We start from the raw sequence: 26,311 nt of genomic DNA on the forward strand, positions 1-26,311 counted from the left end.
GAAGCGAGCCATCCATGAACCTTTCCTCCCAGCTGCTGTCCACCCTCGCGCCGCTTGGCCGCATCCGCGCATCCATCAACATCGGCAATCCCATCCTTGCGCGGCTGCAGGCCGATGGCCAGCCCGCAGGCGTGTCCATTGACCTGGCCCGGCGCCTTGCGCAGCAGCTGGGGCTGGAGCTGGAACTGGTGGTCTTCGATACGGCCGCCAAGTCGGTGGATGCCGTCACGCGCGAGGAGGCCGACTTCGGCTTCTTTGCCGTGGACCCCGTGCGTGGCGCGGGCATCGGCTTTACCGCGCCCTATGTGCTGATCGAGGGCAGCTACCTGGTGCGCCAGGATTCGCCGCTGACCGACAATGCCCAGGTGGACCGGGCCGGGCACACCGTGGTGGTCGGCAAGGGCAGCGCCTATGACCTGTACCTGAGCCGCGAGCTCAAGCATGCGCAGATAGAGCGCGCCGTGTCCTCGCCCGCCGTGGTGCAGACCTTCGTGGAATCGACGGCCGACGTGGCCGCCGGTGTCAAGCAGCAATTGGAGGCCGATGCCGCACGCCTGCCCGGCCTGCGCCTGCTGCCGGGCCGCTTCATGGTGATCCAGCAGGCCATGGGCCTGCCCAAGGGGCGGGGCGATGAGGCCCTGCGCGTGCTGGCGGCCTTTGTGGAGGAGGCCAAGGCTTGCGGCTTTGTGGCCGAGGCGCTGCAGCGCCATGGCATTCAGGGCGCGGCCGTCGCACCGCTGGCGGGCACATCGGCATGAGCACCTGTGCGTCGCGCCCCCTGTACGCCTACGTGGGTTCGCGCACCACGCGCGAGCGCGACGCACGTGGCGAGGGCATCACCGTCTATCACGTGGACGAAGCCACGGGCGTCCTGCAGCATCTGCAGACCGTGGACGGGCTTGCCAACCCCTCGTTCCTGGCGCTCGATGCAGCCGGCACCCGGCTCTACACCGTGCATGGCGATGGCCATGAGGTCAGCGTCTTCGCACGCGATGCCGCAACGGGCCGCCTGGCGTTGCTGCAGACCCGGGACTGCGGCGGGCGCAACCCGGTGCACCTGGCCATCGCCCCGGGCGGACGGCAGCTGGTGGTCTCCGACCATCTGGGCGAGCCGGCTGCCAGCGACGGCCACCGGGGGTATGGCGGGCCAGGCGGTACGCTGGCCGTGATGTCGATCGCACCGGACGGGCGCCTGGGCTCCGTGCAGCAGCGGCTTGCGCTACCGGGCCAACCCGGGCCGCATCGCAAGGAGCAGCCGTTTGCCAAGCCCCACTTCAACCCCTTCTCGCCGGACGGGCGCTTCGTGCTGGTGCCTGACAAGGGGCAGGACCGGATCTTCATCTTCGCCTTCGAGCACGGGCGGCTGGTGCCTGCGCCCCAGCCCTGGCTGGACTGCCGCGAAGGCTCGGGCCCGCGGCATATCGCCTTCCATCCTGCGCTGGCCTGCGCCTATGTGGTCAACGAACTGGACAACACCGTGCTCACCTGCCGCTTCGATGCGGCCACCGGGGCGCTGCAGGGCTTGCAGATCCTGTCCACCCTGCCGGAGCGCTTTGTGGGCAACAGCCGGGCGGCGGGCATCGAGGTCTTGCGCGACGGCCGGCAGGTGCTGGTGTCCAATCGCGGCGCTGACGGCATTGCGGTCTTCGACGTCGATCCTTTGACGGGGCTGCTGCACGCCAGTGGCGGCTTCGCCTCGGGTGGGCGCACGCCGCGCTTTTTCACGTCCTCGCCCGATGGGCGCCTGCTCTATGTGCTCAACGAGGACAGCGACAGCATCGTCTGCCATGCCCGGGATGACGCCTGGCGCCCGCTGGCCAGCACCCACTGCGCCAGCCCGGTGTGCATGGTGTTCGCGCGGTAGCCGTCCACGCTGCCCTCCGGGGCAGGATCAGGCGCCGCGCAGCACCAGCAGGTCGACGCTGGCCGGCACGCCCAGGCGCACGGCAAAGCCGGCCCACAGGCCTGCGCCGGCGCTGACGAAGAGCTTCATGGCGCCGACCTCGTACTCGCCGCGCACAAAGCCGTCGTTGGCGGGCGCCACCAGCCATTGGTCCATGCCCAGGATCAGGCCGCCGTGCGTATGGCCCGACAGCTGCAGGCCCACGCCGTGGGCAGCGTTGTCGCGGGCGGTCTTGGGCTGGTGGGCCAGCAGCAGGTGGTATTGCGCGCCGGCCTCTTTGGCCTGGCGGGCCACGGTGTCGATGTCGGGCGGCACGCCTTCGGCCACGGAGGGGTCGGTGTTCTGGCGCGAGAGGCGGCCATAGGCCGGATCGCCGATGCCCGACAGCGCCAGGCGCGCGCCCTGCACATCGATCAGCTGCATGCGGTTTTCCAGCAGGTTCAGGCCCAGGCGGCGGAATTCGGCCATCCAGGCGTCGTAGCCGCTGTAGTACTCATGGTTGCCGGGCGCCGCCCACACGCCGTAGCGTGCCTTGAGCTGCGCCAGCGGCGCGACGTTGGCGCGGCCGCTGTCCACGTCGCCGTCCACCATGTCGCCGGGCAGCACGATGAGGTCGGGCCGCGCCTCCAGCGTGCGGTCCACGATGGTCTGCACATAGCGCGCGTTGTTGATGGGGCTGGCGTGGATGTCGGCCAGCACGGCCACGCGCAGGCCTTCCAGGCCGGTGGGCAGGCCGGGCAGGCGCAGCGTGCGTTCGTGCACCTCGGGCGGGCGCAGCGCATTGGCCACGCCCCAGGCCGACAGCAGGCCCGCCAGGGCCAGGGCGCCGGCCGTGAGCAGCGGGGCGTGCAGGCGCTGCTTCCAGTCCTCGCGCCGGGCCACGGCGGCCAGCGCCCAGAGGCCGTCGCGCAGCACGATGAAGACGGCCAGCATCAGCAGCAGGGCCAGCACCCAGCCGCCCGGCACCTGCAGATAGGCCAGCGTGCGGTACTCGACCGTGCCCTCGCGCAGCAGCACCAGCAGCAGGGCGGGCGTGCAGCCCAGGGCCGCCGTGGCGACGGCCGCCATCAGACGTGCCCGGCGCGGCATCAGGCGGACGGGCCACCACAGCCACAGGGCCAATAGCGGGATGACGAGGGCGGCAAGAGTAACCATGGGGAGCAGATCGAGGAAGGCGGGTGAGGCGGCCAGCGCCGGGCGCGGCCGGCAAGGCGAGCGCCGATTGTGCGCAATGCCTTGCATGCGGCCAGCCCGCACTGGCGAAGGCCCTGGCCTGCGGGGGTTTTCATGCGGGCGGCACAGGGCAGGCGTATGGAAATCTGCAGCCGCGTGGCGCCGCCGGCATGGCGCGGGGATAATCCAGCCCCTTATGCCTTTGAAGATCAGCTTCCCTGAATCCCTGCCCGTATCCGCCCGCCGTGAGGAAATCATGGAGGCCATGGACCGGCACCAGGTCATCATCGTGTGCGGCGAGACAGGCTCGGGCAAGACCACGCAGCTGCCCAAGATCGCGCTGGCGCTGGGCCGGGGCAAGGTCAACGCCACGCCCGACGACAAGGGCCAGGTGCGCGGCCACCTGATCGGCCACACGCAGCCGCGCCGCATTGCCGCCAGCTCGGTGGCCAAGCGCATTGCCGAGGAGCTGAACACGCCGCTGGGCGATGTGGTGGGCTACAAGGTGCGCTTCCAGGACCGGCTGTCCAAGGACGCCTCGGTCAAGCTGATGACGGACGGCATCCTGCTGGCCGAGACGCAGACCGATCCGCTGCTCAAGGCCTACGACACGCTGATCATCGACGAGGCCCACGAGCGCAGCCTCAACATCGACTTCCTGCTGGGCTACATCAAGCAGATCCTGCCCCGGCGCCCCGACCTCAAGGTGGTGGTGACATCGGCCACCATCGATGCCGAGCGGTTCTCCAGGCATTTCGAAGGCCCCAAGGGGCCTGCGCCGGTGATCATGGTCTCGGGCCGCACCTACCCCGTGGAGATGCGCTGGCGCCCCTTCGAGGAAAAGCGCGACCACGACCTCAACGATGCCATTGCCGAAGGCGTGGACGAGCTGTGGTCCGGCGGCGTCAGCGGCGACATCCTGGTGTTCCTGCCCGGCGAGCGCGAGATCCGCGAGGCGGCCGACCACCTGCGCAAGCACCTGGCACAGCAGCCCGTGCTGCGCCATGCCGAGGTGCTGCCGCTGTTCTCGCGCCTGTCGCAGGCCGAGCAGGACCGCATCTTCGACAGCCACACGGGCCGGCGCATCGTGCTGGCCACCAACGTGGCCGAGACCTCGCTGACCGTGCCCGGCATCCGCTATGTGATCGATGCGGGCACGGCACGCGTCAAGCGCTATTCCTTCCGCAGCAAGGTCGAGCAGCTGCTGGTCGAGCCCATCAGCCAGGCAGCGGCCAACCAGCGCGCGGGCCGTTGCGGCCGCGTCGCCAACGGCATCTGCATCCGCCTGTACGACGAGGCCGACTTCGGCACGCGCGCGCGCTTCACCGACCCTGAAATCCTGCGCTCCTCGCTGGCCGGCGTCATCCTGCGCATGAAGTCGCTGGGCCTGGGCGACGTGGTGAATTTCCCCTTCCTTGAATCGCCCTCGGGCCGCGCCATTGCCGACGGCTACCAGCTGCTGGGCGAGCTGGGCGCCGTGGACGAGCGCGGCGAGCTGCTGCCCATGGGCCGCGAGCTGTCGCGCCTGCCGCTGGACCCGCGCGTGGGCCGCATGATCCTGGAGGCGCGCACGCGCGGCGCCGTGGCCGAGGTGCTGGTCATCGCCTCCGCCCTGTCCGTGCAGGACGTGCGCGACCGGCCGCTGGAGGCCCAGCAGCAGGCCGACCAGCAGCACGCCAAGTTCGACGACGAGAAAAGCGAATTCAGCGGCTACCTGCGCCTGTGGAAATGGCTGCAGGATGCGCGTGGCGGCAAGGTGGTGGCCAAGAGCCGCAAGGAAATGGCCACGGCCCAGGCGCCTGCCGCCAAGCCATCGGCGCGCAATGCTGCCTTCCTGCCCGTGGCCCAGCGCAGCGGCGGGCAGAGCGTGGCCGCCCCGGCGGCCGAGGCGCTGGCGGCCTTCCATCCCCAGGACACCGGTCCCGGCACGGATGACGAGCCCTCGCACAAGCTCAGCAACCGCCAGTGGGAGCAGCTGCTGCGCCAGAACTTCATCAACATCCGCCGCGTGCGCGAATGGCGCGACATCCACTCGCAGTTGCTGACCGTGGTCAACGAGCACAAGTGGAAGATCAACACCGAGGCCGCAGGCTACGACGCCGTGCACCTGTCCATGCTGTCCGGCCTGCTGGGCAACCTGGGCTACAAGGGCGATGAAAGCGACGCCTACCTGGGCGCGCGCGGCATCCGCTTCTACCCGCACCCGGGTGCCCACCTGTCCAAGAAGCCGGGGCGCTGGATCGTTGCGGCCGAGCTGGTGGAAACCTCGCGCCTGTACGGCCGGGGCATCGCCGCCATCGATCCGCAGTGGCTGGAGGAAGTCGGCGCCCACCTGCTCAAGAAGCAGCTGCTCGATCCGCACTGGTCCAAGAACCAGGCCGACGTGGTGGCGCTGGAGCGCGCCACGCTCTACGGCCTGGTGGTCTACAACGGCCGGCGCATGAGCTATGGCCGCATCGATCCGCAGTCCGCGCGCGAGATCTTCATCCGCCAGGCCCTGGTGGAGGGACAGTGGGATACGCGCTGGCACTTCCTGCCCGCCAACCTCAAGCTGGTGCGCAAGGTCGAGGAGCTGGAGCACAAGAGCCGCCGCCAGGACGTGCTGGTCGATGACGAGCTGATCTACGCCTTCTACGACCAGCAGATCCCCAAGGACGTGTTCAGCGGCGCCACCTTCGACCATTGGTTCCGCGAGGCGGCCAAGGAAAACGCCGACCTGCTGCGCCTGTCGCGCGACGAGCTGATGCGCCACGAGGCGGCCGGCATCACCACCCAGGCCTTTCCCAAGGTGGTCAAGCTCGGCGGCGTGGACTGCACGGCCAGCTACCTGCACAGCCCCGGCGACGCGCGCGACGGCATCACCGTCACCGTGCCGCTGTTCGTGCTCAACCAGGTCAGCGACGAGCGCGTGGAATGGCTGGTGCCCGGCATGCTCAAGGACAAGCTCCAGGCCCTGCTCAAGAGCCTGCCGCAGCGCCCGCGCAGCCGCTTCGTGCCCCTGCCCGAAAGCGCCCAGCGCCTGGCCGAACTCTTCACCACGCCCGAGCGCTGGGGCCAGGGATCGCTCATCGATGCCCTGCTCAAGCAGGTGCGCGACGAGACCTCGCTGGACGTCAAGCGCGCCGACTTCAAGCTGGACATGCTCAGCCCGCACCTGTTCATGAACTTCCGCATCACGGACGAGCATGGACGCCAGCTGGGCCAGGGCCGCAACCTGGGCGCGCTCAAGGCCGAACTGGGCGCCAAGGCGCGCGGCGCCTTCCAGGCGCTGGCCGCGCTGAAGGTGGCGTCGGTCACGGAGGCCCCTTCTGCACCCGCTGCCACCGCGCCCGAAGCCGGCAGGAAGCCTGCGCCCGCTGCCAAGGCGGAAAAGCCCGACCAGGCCCCGCCTGCCAGGAATGCCAAGCCCAGCCAGCCCGCCGACAGCCGCTACAAGGAATGGAGCTTTGGCGAGCTGCCCGAGCTGATGGAGATCGGCCGGGGCGGGCAGACGCTGATCGGCTTTCCAGCACTGATCGACCACGGCGATGCCGTCGGCATCGAGGTCTTCGACGAGCCCGAGGTCGCGGCCGCACGCCACCGCGTGGGCCTGCGTCGCCTGTTCGCGCTGCAGATCCGCGACGCGCTCAAGTACCTGGAAAAGAACATTCCAGACCTGCAGAAGATGGCCGTCGCCTACATGCCGCTGGGCACGCAGGAGGAACTGCGCGAGCAGATCATCGACGTGGCCATAGACCGCGCCTTCCTGCAGGAGCCGCTGCCCACCAACGACGCGCAGTTCAAGCAGCGCGTGCAGGACGGACGCGGCCGGCTGACGCTGATCGCCAACGAGGTGGCGCGCATGGCCTCCACCATCCTGATCGAGTACGCGGCGGCGCAGCGCAAGATCAAGGACACCAAGAACGCGCCTGACGCCACGGCCGACGCCGCCCAGCAACTGCAGCGCCTGGTGCCCAAGAACTTCATCGCGGCCGCGCCCTGGACCCAGCTGCAGCACTACGCGCGCTACCTCAAGGCCATCACCAGCCGGCTGGACAAGTACCGCGCCGACCCTGCGCGCGACGCCAGCCGCCTGACCGAGCTGCGCCCGCTGGAGCAGCGCTACTGGCGCCTGGTGGCTGAGCGCAAGGGCCACATCGATGCGCGCATGCAGGAGTACCGCTGGATGCTGGAGGAGCTGCGCGTGAGCTTCTTCGCCCAGGAGCTGCGCACGCCGTACCCGGTCAGCATCAAGCGGCTGGACAAGGTCTGGCAGCAGCTGCAGAACTAGCGCCGTGCCGGCCTGCGGCCCTTTCTTGAGCGGGAGGGCCGCAGGCCATGTTTCAATGCGGCATCGCCACCTTCCCGGCACGCGGCGGGTTGGAGCGATGCAAGGCCCAAGGCCGTATGCGCCATCACAGAGATGGGGCATTTTTCAAAGCACGGGCGATCTGTGCAGAACCTGCACAGATGCTGGCCGCTCCATGGCGTTGCGGCGGGGCCTGTGCGTTTCTAGACTGCAGGCATCAACCACTTCCCGTTTTCAGGAGCACTGCATGTCACTCGCAGAACAGGCCAGCCAGGCCACCCAATCCACCAGCCATCCCACCCTCCGCGCCCTGTCCGGCGCGCCGGGGCGCAGCCAGTTGCCACGGGGTGCCACGGCGCTGCTGGTCATCGACTTCCAGAACGAGTACTTCAGCGGCCGCCTGCCCATCCCGCGCGGCCCGCAGGTCCTGGAGCAGGCCCGGCGCCTGCTGCAATGGGCCGATGCCGGGCAGGTTGCCGTGTTCCACATCCAGCACATTGCCCCTGAAGGTGCGCCCGTGTTCGCCGTCAATGGCAGCGCCGTCCAGTTCCACCCCGGCCTGCAGCCGCGCGCGGGCGACACCGTGGTGCAAAAGCGCAGCGTCAGCGCCTTCGTCGGCACCGACCTGGCCGACCAGTTGCGCGCGCGTGGCATCACCACCTTGGTCATCTGCGGCCTCATGACCCACGCCTGCGTGGCCGGCGCCGCACGCGATGCCGCGCCGCTGGGCTTCGAGGTCATCGTGGCCAGTGATGCCGTGGCCACACGTGCCATCACGCGCAGCAATGGCGAATCCGTGGACGCCGACAGCCTGCACCGTGCCGCGCTGGCCGAGATCGAGGATGTGTTTGGCGATGTGCTGCCCACGGACGGTATCCTGGAGCTGGCGCTGCGCTGAGCGGGCTGGTCGGCATCAGCGGTCCATGCTCCACAATCCCCGCCAAAGGAGTGCATGAGCAATGGACAGATGGCAAGCCATGCGGGTGTTCTGCGGCGTGGTGGACGCGCAGGGTTTCACGGCGGCCCAGGACCGGCTGGGCATGACGCATTCCACGGCGTCGCGCCATGTCAAATGGCTGGAGTCGGAGCTGGGCACGCAGCTGCTGCAGCGCAATTCGCGCGGGCTGAGCCTGACCGATGCGGGGCGCAGCTACTACCTCAGTTGTGTGCAGTTGCTGGAGCAGCTCGATGCGGCCGAGGCCGCACTGGCGCAGCGCCGTGCGCGCGTGGCGGGTGTGTTGCGCATCACGCTGCCGCTGGCCGTGGGCGCCATCGAGCTGGGCGACTGGCTGCCCGAGTTCGAGCAGCAATTCCCCGATCTGGAGCTGCAGCTGCTGTGCACCGACCGGCTGGTGGACCTGGTGGCCGAGGGCGTGGATGCGGCCGTGCGCATCAGCCGCCAATTGCCGGACAGCGGGCTGCAGGCGCGGCTGCTCACGCATTCGCCGCTGGTGCTGGTGGCGTCGCCCGCCTACCTGATGCGCCAGGGCGTGGTGCAGGCGCCCGGGCAATTGGCCGAGCACCGCGCCCTGGCCTTTGCGGCGGGCCCGGCCCCATTGCGCTGGAGCGTGGTGTCCGGGCAGGGCGCCGTGACCGAGGTGCAGCCGCACACGGCGCTGCGCACCGATTCGGTGGCCACCATCTTCGAGGCCGCACGCGCGGGCCGGGGCATTGCGGCGCTGACTTGGCATACCGTGCGCTCGGCCGTGGAGCGCGGCCAGCTGGTGCGGGTGCTGCCCTGTTTTCATCTGGGGCAGTACAGCTACCACGCGCTGTATCCGCGCACGCGGCATCTGCGCCCGGCCGTGCGCGCGTTTGTGGATTTCATGGCGCGGCGCTATCGGCAAGGGCCAGGCGGCTGAGCATGGTCTTCTGGAGCCGGCCACTGGATGCGCAGGAGCAGGCCTTTGTGCGCACGCATTTCGGCGCCTCGCTCGATGCGCTGCTGCCGCGCCTGCGCGTGTACCAGCGGCGGCTGGGCGATACGCGCAGGGCGCTGTCCATGAATGGCGGGCGCATCTTCATGCCGCGCGCCTTCTTCACGCAGTCCGATCCGCACCAGCCGTTGCGCCTGTCGCATCCGCAGATCGCAGGCATCTTTGCCCATGAGCTGCTGCACCAGTGGCAGCGCCTGCAGGGCATGCCGGTCACGCGGCAGGCCGCCTGGCTGCAGTTCAAGGCGCTGTGCACGCGCGGCGATCCGTATGCCTATGAGCGCTGCGACGATCCCCGGCGCATGCTGCAGCGCTTTGTCCATGCCCAGGTGGAGCAGCAGGGCCAGATGTGGGAAGACCATGTGCGCGCCTGCGTGGCGGGGCAGGGCGATGCGGCGGGCGCCCTGATCGCGGCCCACGTGCGGGGCGCGTGAGTCAGCTGGGCTGGGTGTTCAGTGCTTCGATCAGGTCATGGGCCGACACATCGCGCGCCGCGCCAAAGCCCGCCACGTGCCGGGCGATGGATGGCGTGATGCAGACAAAGCGGAAGTCGCCCAGATCGGTCATGAACGCGGCTTCGGGGAAGCGCAGCACATAGCTGTCACGCGCGCCATCGGCCAGCACGCTGCCGGGCGGCGGTGTGCTGGCCACGCCTTCAATGGCCACGCGCTCCAGTGCATGCACGCCCTCGCCGCCCACTTCGGCCGCGCATACCAGCAGGCTGACGGCCGGGTGCAGCTCCATGGCCCGCGTGTGCGCTGCCAGTGCGCTGACGTGCAGCACAAAGCAGCCAAACTGCGCATTCCAGGCCCAGGGCACCATGGACAGCCGGGGAGCGGGCAGTGCATCGCCAGCCCCGGGGGCAGGGGAGTCGGCGGGCTGGGTGGCCAGGGCCGCGCTGCGGTGGCGGGCCAGCAGATCGCGCAGCGACAGCTGCAGGCGGGACAGGTGGGGCATGGCGGGCGTGGAGGGCATGGCGCCATCGTACCTGTGGCGTACTTAAGGCGTGTCCGTGGCCGGCTTGCGAAAGCACAAGGCGAGTTGCGGTGGCATCGGTATGCCATGGGCGCTCAAGCGTCACTTTGGCGACGATCTCCTGGGGCCTTCCCCAATGCCGGGAAGCGGGTGTGGGCCTAGCCTCGCTGGCAAGGCGGATTGCCGCCGTCCCTTCCACTCACCGACACTTCAAAGCCCATCCACCCATGCCCTCCCAGCCCGCGCACCACGCTTTCTGGCCCAGCCGCCTGCCCCATTCCATCACCGTGCCCGCCACCAGCGTCTGGGACAACCTGGCCGTCAATGCGCGACGCTACCCGGACAAGGCAGCCATCCGCTACTTCGGCAGCTCCATCAGCTACCGCGAGCTGTGCGAGGGCACGGAGCGCATGGCGGCCTACCTGCACAGCCTGGGCGTGCAGCGCGGCGACCGCGTCATTTTGCTGATGCAGAACACGCCGCAACTCATCCTGGCGCACTACGCCATCTTCCGCGCCAATGCGGTGGTGGTGCCGGTCAACCCCATGAACATGGCCGAGGAGCTCAGGCACTACATCACCGACGCCGACGCCAAGGTCGCCATCACCACGGCCGACCTGGCCCCCGAACTGGCCAAGGCCAGCAATGCGCTGGCGCCCGGCCAGCGGCTGGAGCACCTGGTCGTCACCCAGTTCACGGACGCCTTCGATGCCGGGGTGCAGGGCGACGACGCCCCGCCCGTGCAGTGGCACGACTGGCTGCTCACCCGGCGTGAGCCGGCCGTGCTCGATGGCGGCAGCGTCCACACCTGGCAGCAGGCCATGGCCTGTACCGACGCCGCGCCGCCCCATGTGGTGGGCCGCGACGACATGGCCGTGCTGCCCTACACCAGCGGCACCACGGGCCACCCCAAGGGCTGCATGCACCCGCACCGCTCCATCAACCACAACGCCGTGGCGGGCAGCTACTGGGGCAGCGGCACCAGCGAGACCGTAGTCCTGGCCGTCGTGCCCATGTTCCACATCACGGGCATGGTCTCGGTGCTGCACACGGCCATCTTCGTGGGCGCCACCCTGGTCGTCATGCCGCGCTGGGACCGCGAGCTGGCGGGGCGGCTGATCTCTCGCTACCAGGTCACCAGCTGGACCAATATCCCTACCATGGTCATCGACCTGCTGGGCAGCCCCAACTTTGCGCAGTTCGACCTCACCAGCCTCAAGTACATCGGCGGCGGCGGTGCGGCCATGCCACAGGCCGTGGCCCAGCGCCTGCTGGAGCAATACGGCCTGCGCTTCAGCGAGGGCTACGGCCTGACCGAGACGGCCGCACCCACGCACAGCAACCCTTTCGAGCATCCCAAGCAGCAATGCCTGGGCATTCCCTTCATGAGCACCGAGGCGCGTGTCATCGACCCCGAAACCGGCGCCGATGTCCCGCAGGGCGAGCAGGGCGAAATCGTCGTCCACGGCCCCGAGGTCTTCGACGGCTACTGGAAGCGACCCGACGCCACGGCCCAGGTCTTCATGGAGATCGACGGCAAGCGGTTCTTTCGCACCGGCGACCTGGGCCACGTGGACGAGGACGGCTACTACTTCATCACCGACCGCCTCAAGCGCATGATCAACGCCAGCGGCTTCAAGGTCTGGCCAGCCGAGGTCGAATCGCTGATGTTCCGCCACCCCGCCATCCAGGAAGCCTGCGTGATCTCCACGCGAGACGCCTACCGCGGCGAGTCGGTCAAGGCCGTCGTCGTGCTGCGCGCCGGCAAGGAAGACACCACGGCCGAGGACATCATCCAGTGGTGCCGCGAGAACATGGCCGTCTACAAGGCGCCCAAGATCGTGCAGTTCGTCAAGGCCCTGCCCAAGAGCGGCAGCGGCAAGGTGATGTGGCGGCAGCTGCAGGAGGCGGAGGCCCAGGCCTAGGAGCAGTCACAGTCCACAGGCACAATGTCCGGGACCATGGTCTGCGACTTGCCCCTGATCCGCCGCTACGCCCCAGCCGACCTGCGGGGTGCCTATGAACTGCTCATTTCCAATGGCTGGGGCCATCGCATCGCCAGCCAGGACTATCTGGAGCGCCTCATCGGTGCGTCCCAGGCCGTGGAGGTGGCTGTGGCGGGCAACCAGGTGGTGGGTTTTGCGCGCGCCATCACGGACGGGCTGTCCAATGGATACCTGTCCATGGTGGTGGTTGCCCCCGGTTACCGGGGGCAGGGCACGGGGCGAAGGCTGGTCGAGGCAGTGACGGGTGCCGATCCCGGGATCACCTGGGTGCTGCGGGCCGGCCGTGAACAGGCCCCGCAGTTCTTTGCCAGGCTGGGCTTTGTCGCATCCGAAGAGGCGATGGAGCGCCGACGGGCTCGCGGCACATGACGGATTTCCAGGGCCTCAGCCCGTCTATCATCGCGCGCCAGTCCCTCATGAAACATTGATCAATGCGCCGATTCCTTCCCGTGGCTGCCGCAGTGGTGGCCGTGGCCTTTTTCTGCATTCCGGCCACCGCGCACGAACTGTGCACCATCGTCGCCGACGCCGACACGGGCCAGTCCCTGGTGCACAGCGGCCCGGCCTGCGCCGAGCGGGTCACGCCGGCCTCCACCTTCAAGATCGCCATCAGCCTGATGGGCTATGACGCCGGCATCCTGCAGGACGAATCCCGGCCCGCGTGGCCGTACCAACCGGAGTATCCGGACTGGGGCGGCGATGCCTGGCGGCGCGAGATCACGCCCCAGGCGTGGATGAAGGACTCGGTGTTCTGGTACTCGCAGCAGGTGGCGCGGGAGCTGGGCCAGCAGCGGTTTGGCGCCTACGTGAGGGCCTTCCAGTACGGCAACGAGGATGTCTCCGCCGTTGCCGTGGCCCATCCCGGCCACAACGGCGCGTGGGTGGTGTCCTCGCTGCGCATCTCGGCGGCCGAGCAGGTGGCCTTCATGCGCAGGATCGTGCGCCGGGAACTGTCTGTGAGCAGTCAGGCCATCGACATGACTGCGCGCATCACCCGGCACCCCGTGCCTGTGGACGGCTGGACCGTGCATGGCAAGACCGGCACCGGGTCGCCCGGCAGCGACAACCGCTACGATGCCAGCCGGGCCTACGGCTGGTATGTGGGCTGGGCCACCAAGGACCAGCGCAGGCTGGTGTTCGCCACGCTGATCCAGGATGAGCAGGCGCAAAAGCCCAATGCCGGCCTGCGCGCACGCGATGCCCTGCTGCAGCGATTGCCTGCCGCGGACCGCTGACAATGCACGGGCGTTTTCCTTTCCGCACCTTGCCCACATACCTCCCACACATCTCCCGCACCTCTCCCGCATATCTCCCGCACAAGAGCGACAGACCGACACCCGATGAAGACCATTGACGAAATGCTGAACCTGGACCTGCTCACCCCCGAGCAGCACGTTGAGATCAGCGACTGGATTGCCCGCGCGAACTCCCCCGAGGAAATACTGCAGATGCCCGCCCCGCTGTGGCAGGCCGTGGAGCGGGCCAGCGAGGCCATGGGCGTCAATGCCGATCTTCTGCGGCCGCCCTCGCTGGATGCGGGCGGCGCCATTTTCGGATAGACCCAGCAGCGGGGATGGGCCGGCCCACCAGGCAACCGGCCCACCTGCGCACTCCCATGGCGTGCCGGCCAGGTCAGCTGGCCGGTGCCGGTGAGTCCTTGGTGTCCTGATGCGCCGGCTTGTCGCGCGGCGCGGACCACACACTGTCCCGCGGGCCGCTGCGCGTGCGCCGTGCCGTGGCACGCGCCATCCAGGCCAGGGCCAGCACGCCGGCCACGGCCGTCAGGTCCAGGCCGATCAGCGAGGTGTCCACCCACGCGCCGGTGCCTGGCGCCAGCCAGCCCACCAGCGATGACAGCGCGATCGCGGCCGTGCAGGCGGCGGCCAGCCACAGCAAGGCCGGGGCCGCGCGCGCTGCGCCGCGCACGAAGGCCCAGGCCATGCTGGTGAAGAACACGGCGTAGTAGATGCCCATGTGCCATGCGGCCAGGTCATCGACGCGGCCCGGCAGCCACTTGGCGGCGGCAATGGTGGCGGAAATGCCGGCCACGCAGCCCAGGCAGACGCCGACGGTAGCCGAGGCCATGAGGGCCGTGTCGCGCCGCTGCACGGGCAAGTCTGCGCTCTTGCGCTGGGCCTTGCGCCGCGTCTCCACCCACAGCAGATTGCCGCCGTAGAACAGCCATGCGCCCGCCAGGCCCAGCAGGAAGTACAGCCACCAGACCGCGAGTCCGCCGAAGGAGGCCATGTGCAGCGCGAAGAAGCTGCTGATGAACAGGTTGGGCGTGCTCTGTCCGCCTGACAGGTAGTCGGCCGAGATCAGCTTGCCGCTGTACGGATCGAGCATGGCAAAGCCGCCCACGGCGCGCGGCGATACGGCCTGGGGATTCCTGCCCCAGACGCGCACGGTGGGCTTGGGGCCGGTGACCTGGGCGTACTGCAGTCTTTCGGGCTCGAAGCCGGGCGCGGCGGCCCTGACGATCTCCACCAGCTGCGAGGGTTTGAGCATGTCGGCGGGATTGCGTGGCGGCGCGTCCGGGGCCTTGCCCGAGGGGCGCGCAAAGGTCTGGGCCCATTGGCCTTCGTGGATCAGCCTGTCCTGCACGTCGAAGATCTGGTCGTGGTAGGCGAAGACCACGGCGCTCAGGGCCATGACGATGTGAAAGGGCAGGCTGACGATGCCCACCACGTTGTGCGCGTCCAGCCACATGCGCTTGAGGTTCCTGCCCACGCGCAGTGCGAAGAAGTCCTTGACCAGCGAGGGCAGCAGGATCACCACGCCCGAAACCAGGGCCAGGAAGTACAGGGCCGAGATCGCGCCCATGATCCAGCGGTTGGGGTCCGAGTCCACGGGCAGGCCGACCACGCGGTGCAGCACGTCGATGAACTCCACCAGGCGGGACGGACGCTGCTCGCTGATCTGCACGCTGCCGTCGGCCGACAGCTGGGCCGTGTAGTGGCGTACGGCGCTTTCGTCATGGTCGTCGGCCTTGGGATCGCGCACCTGCCATTGCAGGCGCGGGATGGCGTTGTCGCCCTGCAGCTGCACGATGGCGCCGCGCGCGGCCGCCGGCGTGCTGGCCAGGGTCCGGGCGATCAGCGGCTGCACCTCGTCCATGGGCACGGCCTGCACCACGGCGGCAGGCGGCGTGGACCATCGCCGGATGGGTTCCTTGAACACCGTCAGCGCACCCGCGTAGAAGGCGATGAACAAGGCCATGCCGCTGAGGATGCCCGTCCAGGTGTGTACGGATTTGTAGATGCGGATGTAGTCGGCTCTCATGACAGGCCTCCTGCGCTGCTGTGCATTGCCGCGCGCACCAGCCACCAGGCGGCCAGGGCCAGCGCGTTGGCCCCGCCCAGCCAGGCCCAGGCGCGCAGGCCGCTGGAAAAGAAATACACCAGGGACTGCACCAGCAGCCAGACCGGCGGCACTAGCCACATGACCAGCTGCCCGCTCACCGCCAGCGGCATGCCGTGCAGCAGGGCGGCCAGCAGGCCACTGGCGCTGATCGCCAGGCCCGGGCCCAGCAGCAGGCCGGCCAGGGTCTTGGAGATCCAGTCCGGCCGGATGGGGGCCGGCTTGCGCGGGCGGGCCTCAGGGTGTGCGTCGGCCATGGAACAGCGCTCCGATATAGGGCAGCAGGGCGAAGGCCAGCATCAGCAGGGTGAGCCAGGTGAACGTTGCGGCCAGCGTCCGCATGTCCTGGGCGAATGCCAGCCAGCCCGCTGCGAGCAGGCCGCCACCGGCCAGGAGGGCAGGCTGGCGCGGCCAGGCGGCCGCCCATAGCCGCTGGTTGGGCGAGGCGGCGTAGATGCACAGGCAGGCCAGCGAGGTGGCAAGCAGGCCGGCGACGGTGAAGAGCGGCATGGAAATTCGATCGTGGGAAGCAAAAGACCCGGCAGGACACATGCGCCCCGCCGGGTGGCCCGCGCAGTGCGTCAGGCGGTCAGAACGACACGGTGGCCGACAGCCGGAAGGTGCGCGGTGCGCCGGGCATGACGAAACCGTCGGTGAACATGCCGATCCAGTAGTTCTTGTCCGTCACGTTCTCCACGCTGGCATTGAAGCGCACGGGCGTGGCGCCGAACCTGGTCTCGTACTTGGCCATCAGGTCGAAGCGGTTCCAGGCCGGGGCGCGCAGCTTGTTGCCGGAGTCCACCCACTGCGAGCCGGTGTACAGCACGCGGCCGCCGACCGACAGGCCCTGCACGGGCGTTTCCCAGTCGATGCCGATGCGCGCGCGCAGCTTGGGCACGCCGTAGTTTTCACGGCCGGAGTTGATCTGGCGCGACTTGATGTACTCCACCCCGCCCAGCAGCGACAGCGTCTGCGTGAGCTTGCCGAAGGCGCTCCACTCCAGGCCCTTGAGGCGCTGCTCGCCATCGAGCACCTGGGCATTGCCGCTGTTGGTGATGATGGACGGCTTTTCGATGCGGAAGGCGCTCAGCGTGTGCGTGGTCTGGCCCGCCTGCAGCTTCACGCCCACCTCGCCCTGCTTGGTCTGCATGGGCGCCAGGGTCTCGCCGGTGTTGGCAAAGCCCGCGCCCACGGTGCGGCCGGGCTCCAGGCCTTCGGTGTAGTTGGCGTACAGCGAGACGTTGTCGCCCCAGGGCCGCACGACCAGGCCGGCCATGGGCGAGACGCGGCTCTTGCTGTAGTTGGACGACACGCCGTTGACCAGCGGCGTCTTCACCGTCTGGTGGCGTGCGCCCAGCGTCAGCAGCACCTTGTCGTTGGCGAAGCTCATCACGTCGGCCAGGGCAAGCGAGCGGAATTCGTTCTCGGTGGTGTAGCCCTTCCACTGCGGCGCGCCCGGGAAGGTGGGCGTCGTCGGCTCGTACATGTTGGTGGTGTAGCAGTAGTTGCAGGCCGTGTTGTAGGTGCCTTCCTTGTGCTTGAGGATGTTGAACGACAGTTGCAGACGGTGCTGCACGCTGCCCGTGCTCAGCTTGCCGATGACGCCGGCCTCGGCCGTGCGGCGCTCGGACTCGGTGTGCACGTTGTAGATGGCGCCGCGCGTGGTGCCATCCAGGCCCGTGACGATGGCGCGGGTGCCGAACAGCAGGCCCTTGCCCTGCGCCTCGGAGGCGCCGAAGGCGAAATAGCCCTGCCAGTTCTGCGTGAAGTCCACCTCGGCACGCGCCAGCAGGCCGCTGTTGTCGTACTGGCCGTGGGTGCCGCGGAACATGTTCACGTCGCCGCTGGGCGGTGCCAGCAGCCGGCCCACGCCGGGGATGGCCGCGCTGCCCAGGAAGCTGAACATGCCCGGGCTGCCGCCGTCGATCTTGGTGATGCTGTTGTACAGGTCCAGCGAGAAGCGGGCCCTGTCGCCCAGGTAGTCCAGGCCCAGGGCGCCCACGCGGCGCTTCTGGCTCTCGTCCTTGGCGCCCATGTCGCCCGAGCCGTAGACGCCGTTGAAGCGCAGGCCCAGCCGCTGCTCGGGGCCGAAGCGCCTGCCCACGTCGGCATGCATCTGCAGGTAGGAGTCCGAGACGTAGGTGGCCGTCAGGTCCGCCATGGGCTGGGCCAGCGCGCGCTTGGTGACCATGTTGACGGAGCCGGCCACGCTGGCCAGCGGCGGCATGCCGGACAGCAGCACGTTGGGGCCGCGCATCACTTCCACGCGCTCGAACATCTCGATGGGCACCGAATTGGCCGGCGCCACGCCGTACAGGCCGTTGGTGGCGATGTCCATGGCCGTCACATCCAGGCCGCGCAGGTTGAAGTTCTGCAGCAGGTGTCCCTTGTTGGTGGTGAAGACCACGGCCGCATCGTTTTCCAGCACATCCTGCAGCGACAGGGCGGACCAGTCCTCGGCCAGCTCGCGGGTGTAGGCGTTGACATGCACCGGCGCGTCCACGATGGAGGTGGCGCCCAGAATGCCCAGGCGTGCACCCTTGGCGGCCTTGCGCCCCGGTGCCAGCGTGGGCAGGTCCTCGCGCTCGTACTTGTCGCGCACGTCGATCTGCGACAGCGTCGGCGTCGTTGCGGTCGGCGCCTGCGCTGCATCCTGTGCGATCGCCGTGGACCCTGCGCCGGCGGCCAGCATGGCCAGAACAATGGAGTTGAACCGCAGCGTGCGGCCGTTGGTGGTGTGCATGGACTGGACTCTTGATTTGTAGATGTCAATGAGAATCAGTCTTAATTATATTTACGGATTTAGTTAGCATGGGAAGTTGTTGTATCCACGCATCGTCCGGCGGGCAGTTGATCTGCGTCCATGCACGGGCCCGAGGCCCGCCCCATCACCACCCCATCACCACCCCATCACCACCCCATCACCACCCCATCACCACCCCATCACCACCCCATCATCGACCGGTGCGCGCCAATGCCCGCCATGGCGCCATCGCTCACCGCCATGGCCACGTTGCCGGCCGCGCGGGCCGCGTCGCCACAGGCGAACACGTTGGGGACGCTGGTCGCCTGGCCTTCCGCGACCTTGATGAAGGTGCCCATGGGGCCTTCGTCCAGGGCGCAGCCCAACTGCTCGGCCACGGGGCTGGCGATGCGGGTGCGCGGCTGGGTGAACAGGCCGTCCATCACCAGGCGGCGGCCGTCCTGCAGCACCACGTCGGCCCGGCCTTCCAGGCGGGCGATGGGCGTGGCCTCCACCTGGGTGCCCCGGTGCGCAAGGGTGGAAAGTTCTTCGGCGCCGGGCGTGTAGGCGCCGTTGAGCAGCAGCGTGGTCTGGCCCCAGTCGGGCAGCATGACGGCGTGGTGGTGGGCCAGGGCCGAGCTGGCGATGATGCCGATGCGGCCCGCATTCATCTCGTAGCCGTGGCAGTACGGGCAGTGAAAGACGCTGCGGCCCCAGCGCTCGGCCAGTCCCGGCACGGGCGGCAGGCTGTCATGCACGCCCAGCGCCAGGACGAGGCGGGCGGCGCTGATGGCCGTGCCCGCTGCACGGAACTCCAGCCGGCCATCGGTCGCCACGCGGGCGTCTTCGGCCGTGCCGTCCAGCCACTGCACGGTGGGATAGGCCATCAGCTGCTGCCGGGCCTGGGCGGCGATCTGGGCGGGGGCCACGCCATCCTGGGTGAGAAAGCCGTGCGATGTCTCGCCGGCCTGGTCCACGAAGCGGTTGCGCCGCAGTCCGGCATCGACCACCAGCACCTGGCGGCGCGCACGCGCCAGTTGCAGCGCGGCGGACAGGCCTGCATAGCTGCCGCCGATGACGGCGAAATCAACGTGTTTCATGTGTGTGCTCCTGCAGTTGGTGCCAACCCTGGCCGCCTGCTGCGCGATGGCGGGCCAGGCGGGCGTGGAAGTCTTGGGACAGGGCAGCCAGCGTCACCGTGCCCAGGCGTGCGAGCAGGGCGGCCTCGGCCTGCTGCACCGCGTTGCTCAGGGCTTCGTTCACGGCCTGGGCGACCAGGCATTCGGGCCGGTCTTCCCTGAAGCCTAGCGCCACCAGGCCGGGCGCGCCCAGGGCCTCATGCACGTCGCGCAGCGTGGTGCGGTCCAGTTCGCAAGAAAGCACCCAGCCCCCGCCATGGCCCTTGGCGGAAGTGACAAGGCCTGCATCGCGCAGGCCCGACATCAACCGGCGCAGCACGACCGGGTTGGTCTGCAGCGCGGCGGCGAGCATGTCGGAGGTGGCAGGTCCATCGCCCTCGGCCATATGCAGCAGCACATGGAGGACGTCCGAGAATTGGCTGTTCTGTTTCATGCAACATTATTTGTTGCATGAGTGTGGCCTTGTCCCGTGAAGGGGAATGGGCCTGCCGCCGACTGATCAGGACTCGCCCGTGAACCCGATCTGCTTGACCAGCGAACTCCAGCGCTCGAACTCGGCCTGCTGGTCGGCCGCCATTTCCTGCTGCGTGCTGCCACGCGCCAGCAGGCCCAGGGCGGCCAGCCCGTCGATCACGGCCTTGTCCTTGAGCGCGGCCGTGATGGCCGCGTTGGCGTTGGCAATGGTGGTGGCCGGGGTCTTGGCGGGAGCGTAGAAGCCGAACCATTCCTCCACCGTGACATCGGGAAAGCCCAGTTCGGTGAAGGTGGGCACGTCGGGCAGGAAGGGCGAGCGCTGCCTGCCCGAGGTGGCCAGCACGCGCAGGCGGCCCGCCTTCAGGTACTGCAGGTAGTCGCCGCTGGGGTTCATGGTGGCCGCGACCTGGCCGCCCACCAGGTCGGTGATGCTGGGCACGGTGCCGCGATAGGGCGCGTGCTTGAGTTCCACCCCCGAGCGCAGGCTCAGCAGCGCGCCCAGCAGGTGCGGCATGGAGCCCGCGCCCGGCGAGCCGAAGTTGGCCCGGTCGGGGTGCGCCTTGGCCCAGGCCAGGAAGTCCTTGAGGGTCTTGACCTCGGCCGGCACGGCAGGCCCCACGGCCAGGCCGTGGTAGATGACGGCGCCGATGGAGACGGGGATGGCATCCTCGGGCTTGTAGGTCAGCTTGGGGTAGATGTGCGGGTAGACCGAGAAGGCCGACACGGGCGCCAGCGCCAGCACCGAGCCGTTGGGCGGGGCGTTCTTCAGGGCCTCCACCGCGATGCGGCCACCGGCGCCGGGCTTGTTTTCCACAAAGCCCGGCCCTTTGCTGTAGGGCGTGCCGCCCAGCCGCTCGGCCACGCGGCGGGCCACGCTGTCGCCCGAGCTGCCTGCCGGAAAGCCGTACATGATCTTGACCTGGTCCAGCGCCTGGGCCAGGGCATGCAGTGGCGACAGCGACCCCAGGGCGGCGGCGCTGCCCAGGGCCTGGACGAAATGACGGCGATGCATCTGCATGGATGTCTCCTGGTGAAATCGAAAAAAGGAAAAGCTGGAAAGAACAGGCTCAGAACATGTGGCGGATGCCGACGTTGATGCCAGTCTGCGAGCGGCCCGGCGCGGTGTTGCTGCCCGGGGCGCCGCCGCTGACCGAGACGGTGGCCAGGCGGTCGTTGCGGATGTGGCCGAGCTGGGTGTAGACCGCCGTGCGCTTGGACAGGTTGTAGATGGCGCGTGCCACCAGCAGGTCGGAGTCGTAGCCCGAGACGCCGCGGTAGCGCAGCGTCAGCCACTGGGTTTCGAGCACCAGCGCCTCGGTGACCGGGTACGAGGCGCCCACATACCAGAGGTTGCTGCGCGGCTTGACGGCATCGCCATCGTTGTCGCGGCGCAGCAGGCCGCCGCCGACCTTCACGCCGGCCAGCTTGAAGTAGCCGCCCAGGTGCAGGCGCTCGTCATGCTTGGCGCTGGAGGTCATGCCGCCGAACACCGGGTCGGTGGACGAGGCCGGCGTGCGGCCGTTTTGCTGCTCGTAGCCCAGCGCCAGGCCCCAGACGGGCGTGTCGTACTTGGCGTACAGCGACCACTGGCGGCAGGCCTGCGTGTCCGATCCGCTCTCGCCCGGGCAGTTGGTGCCTGCCGGGCTGGGGCCTGCGTTGACGGCATCGCGCCCGAAGCTGTAGCCCGCGCCCAGTGCCAGGCCGCCGAAGTTGCCGCGCCAGGCCAGCATGTTGTCGGCGCGCGAGTTGGGAATGTAGGCGTCCAGCGAGCCCATGGCGAAGACGGCCGGGCCGATGATGTCCGAGTCCAGCAGCGACCAGAACAGCATGGAGTTCTGGCGGCCCATGGTCAGGCTGCCCCAGTTGCCGCCCAGTCCCACCCAGCTTTGGCGCCCAAAGCCGCGCCCGCCCTGGTTGAAGGTGCCCTGGTCGGGCGCAAAGCCCGACTCCAGCGTGTAGATGGCCTTGAGGCCGCCGCCCAGGTCCTCGCTGCCGCGCAGGCCCCAGCGCGAGGGCACCAGGCTGGTGGTCGATGGCATGCGGCTGAGACCGCCGCCCGCCGCCACATTGTTCACGTGCTCCACGCCCACATCGACGATGCCGTAGAGCGTGACGCTGGAGGTGCCTTGCGCGAAGGCGCCGAAACTGGTGCTGGAGCCGGCCAGGGCCAGCACGGCGGCGGCCGCCAGGGTCAGCGGGGACGGGGTTTTTTGCATGGTGATGTCTCCTCTGGTTTGAAAAATCGTTGCCGTCTTGGCGTGGGTGTCCGCACGCCTTTTTTTCAGGCGCAGCGGGGCCCGGCCCCGCCGGGGGGCGGGACTGCGGACAAGGGGTGGATGAGGGCGGAAGGGGGCGGGCCGTTCAGGCGCCGCCCGCCTTCAGTGCACGGTCAGCGGCAGCTGAAGCTGGCAGCGCTTTCCATGTCGCCGCTGCCGTTGTAGCGGGCGGCCAGCGGATGGGGGCACAGCGGCCGGGTGCGCGTGGGCGACCAGGTGGCGGGCAGGTCGGCGTTGGCGCCGCCCGCATTGCCTGCGCCGCGCGCACTGGCGATCACGCGGTCTGGGGCCTGGCCTTTCTCCACCCAGGCCACGAGGGAGCTGAGCATGTCGAACTGCTCGGTGGCCGGGCCGCCGCTGCAGTGGTTCATGCCGGGCACCAGGTACAGGCGGGCGAAGTCGGCTGCGTCGCCATGGTTGCGGCGCAGCGTGTCGTACCACTGCACGGTGTCGTCGCTGGAGAAGATGGGATCGGCCGTGCCGTGGTAGACCATGAGCTTGGCGCCCCGGTTGCGCAGCACGGGCAGCTTGCCGTAGTCGGGCGGGAGCATGAAGGACAGCGCGCTTTCGGTGTACAGCGCCGTCGTGGCCTGGACCTTGGCCAGCATGCTGTCCACGCTGCCTGTCAGCGCGAACTGCGGGCCGTTGAAGCTGGCCGGGTTCTCGGGTGGCGCCTGCCAGACCAGGCCCACGGCGCCGGTGTCCAGGTTCAGCGAGTTGGAGAATTTCCAGCCGGCCCAGCCGGCCGTATCCAGCCCTGCGTCATACGGGAAGCTGCTGTAGATGCGGCTGCCGCCGCTGGTGGTGGCACCCTTGAACAGGCCGGCAATGGTGCTCTTTTGCTCGGCGCTGAGGCAGCTGCCGTCGCGCGCACCGCCGCAGGTGGGCACGTCGCGCGCCAAGTCGAAGCTCGCCTGGCAGGCTGCGCCGGCCTGCACCATGCCGTCGGTGGCGCCGTCCAGCGCATCGCACCGGGCCAGCACGGCCTGACTGACCAGGCGGCGCTCGGCCTGGGTGAAGCCCGTGCCCAGGTCGGCGGGCGTGGTGGCCAGCTTCGCATAGCCCTGGGCGCCGGCAATGTTGGCAATGGCCGCCAGCGGCAGGCGCGTGCCGGGGTTGCCGGCAATGATGCCGTCGTACTGGTTGGCATAGCGCGAGGCGGCCACCATGGCGTGGCGCCCGCCGTTGGAGCAGCCGCCCAGGTAGGAGCGGTCCGGGCCCTTGCCATAGGCCGTCTGCAGCGCGCTGCGCGCCATGGGCGTGAGCTTGCCCACGGCCTGGTAGCCGTAGTCCAGCCGCGCCTGCGGGTCCAGGCCGAAGAAGGGCCCCAGGCTGCCTGCATGCCCGGCGTCGGAACTGAGCACGGCAAAGCCCATCTGCAGCGCATTGCCCAGCGGCCCGCCGCCCAGTGCGCCCACGGCCGTGCTCACGCTGCCGTCCAGGCCGCCGTTGGCCTGGTAGAAAAAGCGCCCGTTCCAGTCGCGCGGCAGGCGCATCTCGAAGCCCACGGCGTAGTTCTGGCCATCGACGGTGCTGACGCGCTCGTGCATGCGGCCGGTCACGCGGCAGTGCTCGGCAATGGGCTTGCCTGCCACCGTCAGCGTGCCGGCGGCCACGGTCTCGGCGGCGGTGATGCGGGTGTTGGGGAAGGATATTTTCGCGGCCAGGTCCGTGCACGACAGCAGCGTGGCGGGGCGGGCCTCGGCCAGCTGCGCGATGCCGTCGCTCGAGCCGCCGCAGGCCGACAGCAGCAGGGCGGGAAGGGCGGCGGCCAGCGTGGCCGGCAAGGCGCGGGAACGGGTCTTGTGGATCTTTCTGTCCATGTCTGTCTCCTCGGAAGGTGGTGTGAAGCCTCAGCGCGAAACCGTTGCGTGGCAGCCGTTGCCCGCATCCGCATCGCTTTCTGATGGCCGCGATTTTGGTTATATTTAATAACCAATTCAAGCGGCCTTTGCGAATTTCTTATTGGGACTTCCCCTTGATGCCGGGGCAGGCAGCAGGCCGCACAGGAGACAGACATGGACCACGAAAAACTCATTGCCATCGACATCCACACGCATGCCGAGGTGAGCTGCTGGAACCCGTTCGACAACTACGGCGAGGAGTACGACCGCGCCGCCGACAAGTACTTCGGCAACGGCAGGCGCCCGACCATCGCCGAGACCGTGGCCTATTACCGTGAGCGCAACCTGGGCCTGGTGATGTTCACGGTGGACAGCGAGTCGCAGCTGGGCCGGCGCCGCATTCCCAACGAGGAGATCGCCGAGGCTGCGCGGGCCAACAGCGACATGATGGTGGCCTTCGCCAGCATCGATCCGCACAAGGGCCGCATGGGTGCGCGCGAGGCGCGGCGGTTGATCGAGGAAGAGGGCGTCAGGGGCTTCAAGTTCCACCCCACGGTGCAGGGCTTCCATCCCTACGACCGCATGGCCTGGCCGATCTACGAGGTGGTGGCCGAGTACCAACTGCCGGCCATCTTCCACACGGGCCACAGCGGCATTGGCAGCGGCATGCGCTGCGGCGGCGGCCTGCGCCTGGCCTACAGCAATCCCATGCACCTGGACGACGTGGCCATCGACTTCCCCGACATGCAGATCGTGATGGCCCACCCCAGCTTTCCCTGGCAGGACGAGGCCCTGTCCGTGGCCCTGCACAAGCCCAATGTCTGGATCGATCTGTCGGGCTGGAGCCCCAAGTACTTTCCCCGGCAGCTGGTGCAGTACGCCAACACCCTGCTCAAGGACCGCGTGCTCTTCGGCAGCGACTATCCGCTGATCACGCCCGAGCGCTGGATGAAGGATTTCCAGGAAGCCGGCTTCAAGCCCGAGGTGATGCCCGGCATCCTCAAGGGCAACGCGGTGCGGCTGCTGGGGCTGGAGCAGCCGGCAGCGGAGAAGGCGGACTGAGCGCGCTCAGTTGTAGATCTTCTGCAGCAGCTGGATCAGCGTCCTGCGCTCGGCGTCGGTCAGGCGGTAGGTGGCATCCATTTCCAATTCCGCCGCCGTTCTTTCCGCCCGGGCCGTGAGTTCGGCGCCAGCCGGCGTCAGGTGCACGCCCACGGCGCGGCGGTCGGTGGGGTGGGTGCGCCGCTCGATCAGCTTGCGGCGCTCCAGCGCTGCGATCAGGCCCACCAGGTTGGGCGGCATCACATCCAGCGCCGCGCACAACTGGCGCGAGGTGATGCCGGGGTTGTGGGACACCAGGGAGAGCACGGAGAACTCCACCATCTTGAGATCGTGGGTGGCCATGCGCTCCACGAACACTTCGATGATGGACAGCGAGGCACGCCGGGCGTTGTAGCCCACGAGGGTGTGCAGGAAGGAGGCGTCGATGGACGTCCCCGGCGCTGCAGTGCTGGACGGGGCTGTGTTCTCTGCGGCAGGAGCGGGCTTGGGTGTGCGGGCGCGGGGCATGTGGACAAGGAACTGAAAGCCGAATCATAGTGGGGCGCGGCTGCCATGTCCCGATGCCGGCGCAGCGGACTTGCCTTGGTGCTAGAAGTCGAAAAGATCGGAGAGAAAGCCTTCGCGCTTCTTGCGGCGGTAGCCATCGTGGCTGGAGTGCTCGCGCCGGTCATGGGATCCGTCAGGGCCCGCGCGCCGTTCCTGCGGGCGTTCATAGGCTGCTGGCGCTGTGGGTGCCTGGGCGGCGGAGCGCTCGATGAGCTTGTCCAGCTCTCCGCGGTCCAGCCAGACTCCGCGGCATTGGGGGCAGTAGTCGATCTCTATGTTCTGGCGCTCGGAGATGATGAGCGTGGCATCTCGGCAGGCGGGACATTGCATGACAGTTTCACCTTTGCCTGTTCAGGCAGTGGCTCCATCGGCAACGATGGAGTGTGGGCCGGGCTGTTATGCGTTGAGGTCTCCAGCGAAGGTCGTTCGACTGCGGGGGCGATGGATAGTTCCGTCGCTCCAAGCGCCATCACCATGTCGTGCCAGTTCATGCCGCCCCCGGGGCCGAGGGCCGTGGCGACTGGCCGCGTTCGCCTTCAGCCTGTCTTCAGGCGCGCTTCAGCGCCCCTTCATCCCCCCTTTAGCCCC

The 26,311-nt window shown here is 68.8% G+C and carries 24 protein-coding genes; 11 read left to right on the forward strand and 13 right to left on the reverse strand.

What is annotated here, in order from left to right; translation table 11 throughout:
* Nucleotides 1-14 precede the first annotated feature (14 nt).
* Nucleotides 15-758, forward strand: coding sequence for an ABC transporter substrate-binding protein (locus AC57B5_RS29325; protein ID WP_496400821.1), 744 nt, complete (start codon nucleotides 15-17; stop codon nucleotides 756-758).
* Nucleotides 755-1,864 carry a lactonase family protein gene (locus AC57B5_RS29330; protein WP_496400822.1) on the forward strand — a complete coding sequence of 370 codons (1,110 nt, stop codon included), beginning with the start codon at nucleotides 755-757 and terminating at the stop codon, nucleotides 1,862-1,864. The genes AC57B5_RS29325 and AC57B5_RS29330 overlap by 4 nt, the downstream gene beginning before the upstream one ends.
* A gap of 27 nt (nucleotides 1,865-1,891) precedes the next feature.
* Here AC57B5_RS29330 and AC57B5_RS29335 read toward each other — a convergent pair whose 3' ends face one another.
* Nucleotides 1,892-3,058, reverse strand: coding sequence for a metallophosphoesterase (locus AC57B5_RS29335; protein WP_496400823.1), 1,167 nt, complete (start codon nucleotides 3,056-3,058; stop codon nucleotides 1,892-1,894).
* A gap of 214 nt (nucleotides 3,059-3,272) precedes the next feature.
* Here AC57B5_RS29335 and hrpA point away from each other — a divergent pair, with 214 nt between their 5' ends.
* The 4 genes from hrpA to AC57B5_RS29355 all read left to right on the forward strand — a co-directional run bounded on the left by hrpA (nucleotide 3,273) and on the right by AC57B5_RS29355 (nucleotide 9,732).
* On the forward strand, nucleotides 3,273-7,346 hold the full coding sequence (gene hrpA / locus AC57B5_RS29340; RefSeq protein WP_496400824.1) for an ATP-dependent RNA helicase HrpA: 4,074 nt from the start codon (nucleotides 3,273-3,275) through the stop codon (nucleotides 7,344-7,346).
* Between the two features lie 265 nt (nucleotides 7,347-7,611).
* The gene (locus AC57B5_RS29345; protein WP_496400825.1) at nucleotides 7,612-8,262 is read left to right on the forward strand and encodes a cysteine hydrolase family protein; all 651 of its coding nucleotides are present in this window, start codon (nucleotides 7,612-7,614) and stop codon (nucleotides 8,260-8,262) included.
* Between the two features lie 61 nt (nucleotides 8,263-8,323).
* Nucleotides 8,324-9,226 carry a LysR family transcriptional regulator gene (locus tag AC57B5_RS29350; RefSeq protein ID WP_071956316.1) on the forward strand — a complete coding sequence of 301 codons (903 nt, stop codon included), beginning with the start codon at nucleotides 8,324-8,326 and terminating at the stop codon, nucleotides 9,224-9,226.
* Nucleotides 9,227-9,228: 2 nt separating this feature from the next.
* The gene (locus AC57B5_RS29355; protein WP_496400826.1) at nucleotides 9,229-9,732 is read left to right on the forward strand and encodes a hypothetical protein; all 504 of its coding nucleotides are present in this window, start codon (nucleotides 9,229-9,231) and stop codon (nucleotides 9,730-9,732) included.
* Nucleotide 9,733: 1 nt separating this feature from the next.
* On the opposite strand, the gene AC57B5_RS29360 is transcribed toward AC57B5_RS29355, so the two are convergent.
* Complete coding sequence (locus AC57B5_RS29360; protein WP_496400827.1) at nucleotides 9,734-10,273, reverse strand: pyridoxamine 5'-phosphate oxidase; 540 nt, start codon at nucleotides 10,271-10,273, stop codon at nucleotides 9,734-9,736.
* 227 nt (nucleotides 10,274-10,500) lie between these two features.
* Between AC57B5_RS29360 and AC57B5_RS29365 the strand changes: the two genes are divergently transcribed.
* The 4 genes from AC57B5_RS29365 to AC57B5_RS29380 all read left to right on the forward strand — a co-directional run bounded on the left by AC57B5_RS29365 (nucleotide 10,501) and on the right by AC57B5_RS29380 (nucleotide 13,838).
* Nucleotides 10,501-12,198, forward strand: coding sequence for a long-chain fatty acid--CoA ligase (locus tag AC57B5_RS29365; protein WP_096913489.1), 1,698 nt, complete (start codon nucleotides 10,501-10,503; stop codon nucleotides 12,196-12,198).
* A 24-nt stretch (nucleotides 12,199-12,222) separates the two neighbouring features.
* Nucleotides 12,223-12,648 carry a GNAT family N-acetyltransferase gene (locus AC57B5_RS29370; RefSeq protein WP_225613955.1) on the forward strand — a complete coding sequence of 142 codons (426 nt, stop codon included), beginning with the start codon at nucleotides 12,223-12,225 and terminating at the stop codon, nucleotides 12,646-12,648.
* 62 nt (nucleotides 12,649-12,710) lie between these two features.
* The gene (gene blaOXA, locus AC57B5_RS29375; RefSeq protein ID WP_496400828.1) at nucleotides 12,711-13,514 is read left to right on the forward strand and encodes a class D beta-lactamase; all 804 of its coding nucleotides are present in this window, start codon (nucleotides 12,711-12,713) and stop codon (nucleotides 13,512-13,514) included.
* Between the two features lie 105 nt (nucleotides 13,515-13,619).
* Entirely contained in the window at nucleotides 13,620-13,838 is a 219-nt protein-coding gene (locus tag AC57B5_RS29380; RefSeq protein ID WP_013801743.1) for a hypothetical protein, read from the forward strand.
* A gap of 73 nt (nucleotides 13,839-13,911) precedes the next feature.
* Here AC57B5_RS29380 and AC57B5_RS29385 read toward each other — a convergent pair whose 3' ends face one another.
* The 9 genes from AC57B5_RS29385 to AC57B5_RS29425 all read right to left on the reverse strand — a co-directional run bounded on the left by AC57B5_RS29385 (nucleotide 13,912) and on the right by AC57B5_RS29425 (nucleotide 24,094).
* The gene (locus AC57B5_RS29385) at nucleotides 13,912-15,561 is read right to left on the reverse strand and encodes a PepSY-associated TM helix domain-containing protein (protein WP_496400829.1); all 1,650 of its coding nucleotides are present in this window, start codon (nucleotides 15,559-15,561) and stop codon (nucleotides 13,912-13,914) included.
* The gene (locus AC57B5_RS29390) at nucleotides 15,558-15,896 is read right to left on the reverse strand and encodes a hypothetical protein (RefSeq protein ID WP_013801745.1); all 339 of its coding nucleotides are present in this window, start codon (nucleotides 15,894-15,896) and stop codon (nucleotides 15,558-15,560) included. The genes AC57B5_RS29385 and AC57B5_RS29390 overlap by 4 nt, the downstream gene beginning before the upstream one ends.
* Nucleotides 15,877-16,149 (reverse strand): hypothetical protein, encoded by a 273-nt coding sequence (locus AC57B5_RS29395; RefSeq protein WP_496400830.1) that lies wholly within the window; start codon nucleotides 16,147-16,149, stop codon nucleotides 15,877-15,879. Before AC57B5_RS29395 ends, AC57B5_RS29390 begins: the two co-directional genes overlap by 20 nt.
* Nucleotides 16,150-16,228: 79 nt before the next feature.
* Nucleotides 16,229-18,382, reverse strand: a complete 2,154-nt coding sequence (locus tag AC57B5_RS29400; protein ID WP_099733263.1) for a TonB-dependent receptor — start codon at nucleotides 18,380-18,382, stop codon at nucleotides 16,229-16,231.
* A gap of 200 nt (nucleotides 18,383-18,582) precedes the next feature.
* Nucleotides 18,583-19,482: an NAD(P)/FAD-dependent oxidoreductase gene (locus AC57B5_RS29405; protein WP_486641575.1), complete on the reverse strand. Its 900-nt coding sequence runs from the start codon at nucleotides 19,480-19,482 to the stop codon at nucleotides 18,583-18,585.
* Entirely contained in the window at nucleotides 19,469-19,954 is a 486-nt protein-coding gene (locus tag AC57B5_RS29410) for an Rrf2 family transcriptional regulator (RefSeq protein ID WP_216294649.1), read from the reverse strand. Before AC57B5_RS29410 ends, AC57B5_RS29405 begins: the two co-directional genes overlap by 14 nt.
* A 66-nt stretch (nucleotides 19,955-20,020) precedes the next feature.
* The gene (locus AC57B5_RS29415) at nucleotides 20,021-21,013 is read right to left on the reverse strand and encodes a tripartite tricarboxylate transporter substrate-binding protein (protein WP_071956311.1); all 993 of its coding nucleotides are present in this window, start codon (nucleotides 21,011-21,013) and stop codon (nucleotides 20,021-20,023) included.
* Nucleotides 21,014-21,062: 49 nt separating this feature from the next.
* Nucleotides 21,063-22,211: a porin gene (locus tag AC57B5_RS29420; RefSeq protein WP_123695144.1), complete on the reverse strand. Its 1,149-nt coding sequence runs from the start codon at nucleotides 22,209-22,211 to the stop codon at nucleotides 21,063-21,065.
* A gap of 173 nt (nucleotides 22,212-22,384) precedes the next feature.
* Entirely contained in the window at nucleotides 22,385-24,094 is a 1,710-nt protein-coding gene (locus AC57B5_RS29425; protein WP_496400831.1) for a tannase/feruloyl esterase family alpha/beta hydrolase, read from the reverse strand.
* A 195-nt stretch (nucleotides 24,095-24,289) separates the two neighbouring features.
* On the opposite strand from AC57B5_RS29425, the gene AC57B5_RS29430 reads away from it, so the two are divergent.
* Complete coding sequence (locus AC57B5_RS29430) at nucleotides 24,290-25,177, forward strand: 4-hydroxyphenyl-beta-ketoacyl-CoA hydrolase (protein ID WP_013801753.1); 888 nt, start codon at nucleotides 24,290-24,292, stop codon at nucleotides 25,175-25,177.
* 6 nt (nucleotides 25,178-25,183) lie between these two features.
* On the opposite strand, the gene AC57B5_RS29435 is transcribed toward AC57B5_RS29430, so the two are convergent.
* Nucleotides 25,184-25,684 (reverse strand): MarR family winged helix-turn-helix transcriptional regulator, encoded by a 501-nt coding sequence (locus AC57B5_RS29435; RefSeq protein ID WP_496400832.1) that lies wholly within the window; start codon nucleotides 25,682-25,684, stop codon nucleotides 25,184-25,186.
* A gap of 81 nt (nucleotides 25,685-25,765) precedes the next feature.
* Nucleotides 25,766-26,053: a TFIIB-type zinc ribbon-containing protein gene (locus AC57B5_RS29440; RefSeq protein WP_012206334.1), complete on the reverse strand. Its 288-nt coding sequence runs from the start codon at nucleotides 26,051-26,053 to the stop codon at nucleotides 25,766-25,768.
* Nucleotides 26,054-26,311 lie beyond the last annotated feature (258 nt).

The sequence above is a fragment of the Delftia sp. BGA-UO-ETr-SB1 genome, assembly GCF_059567865.1.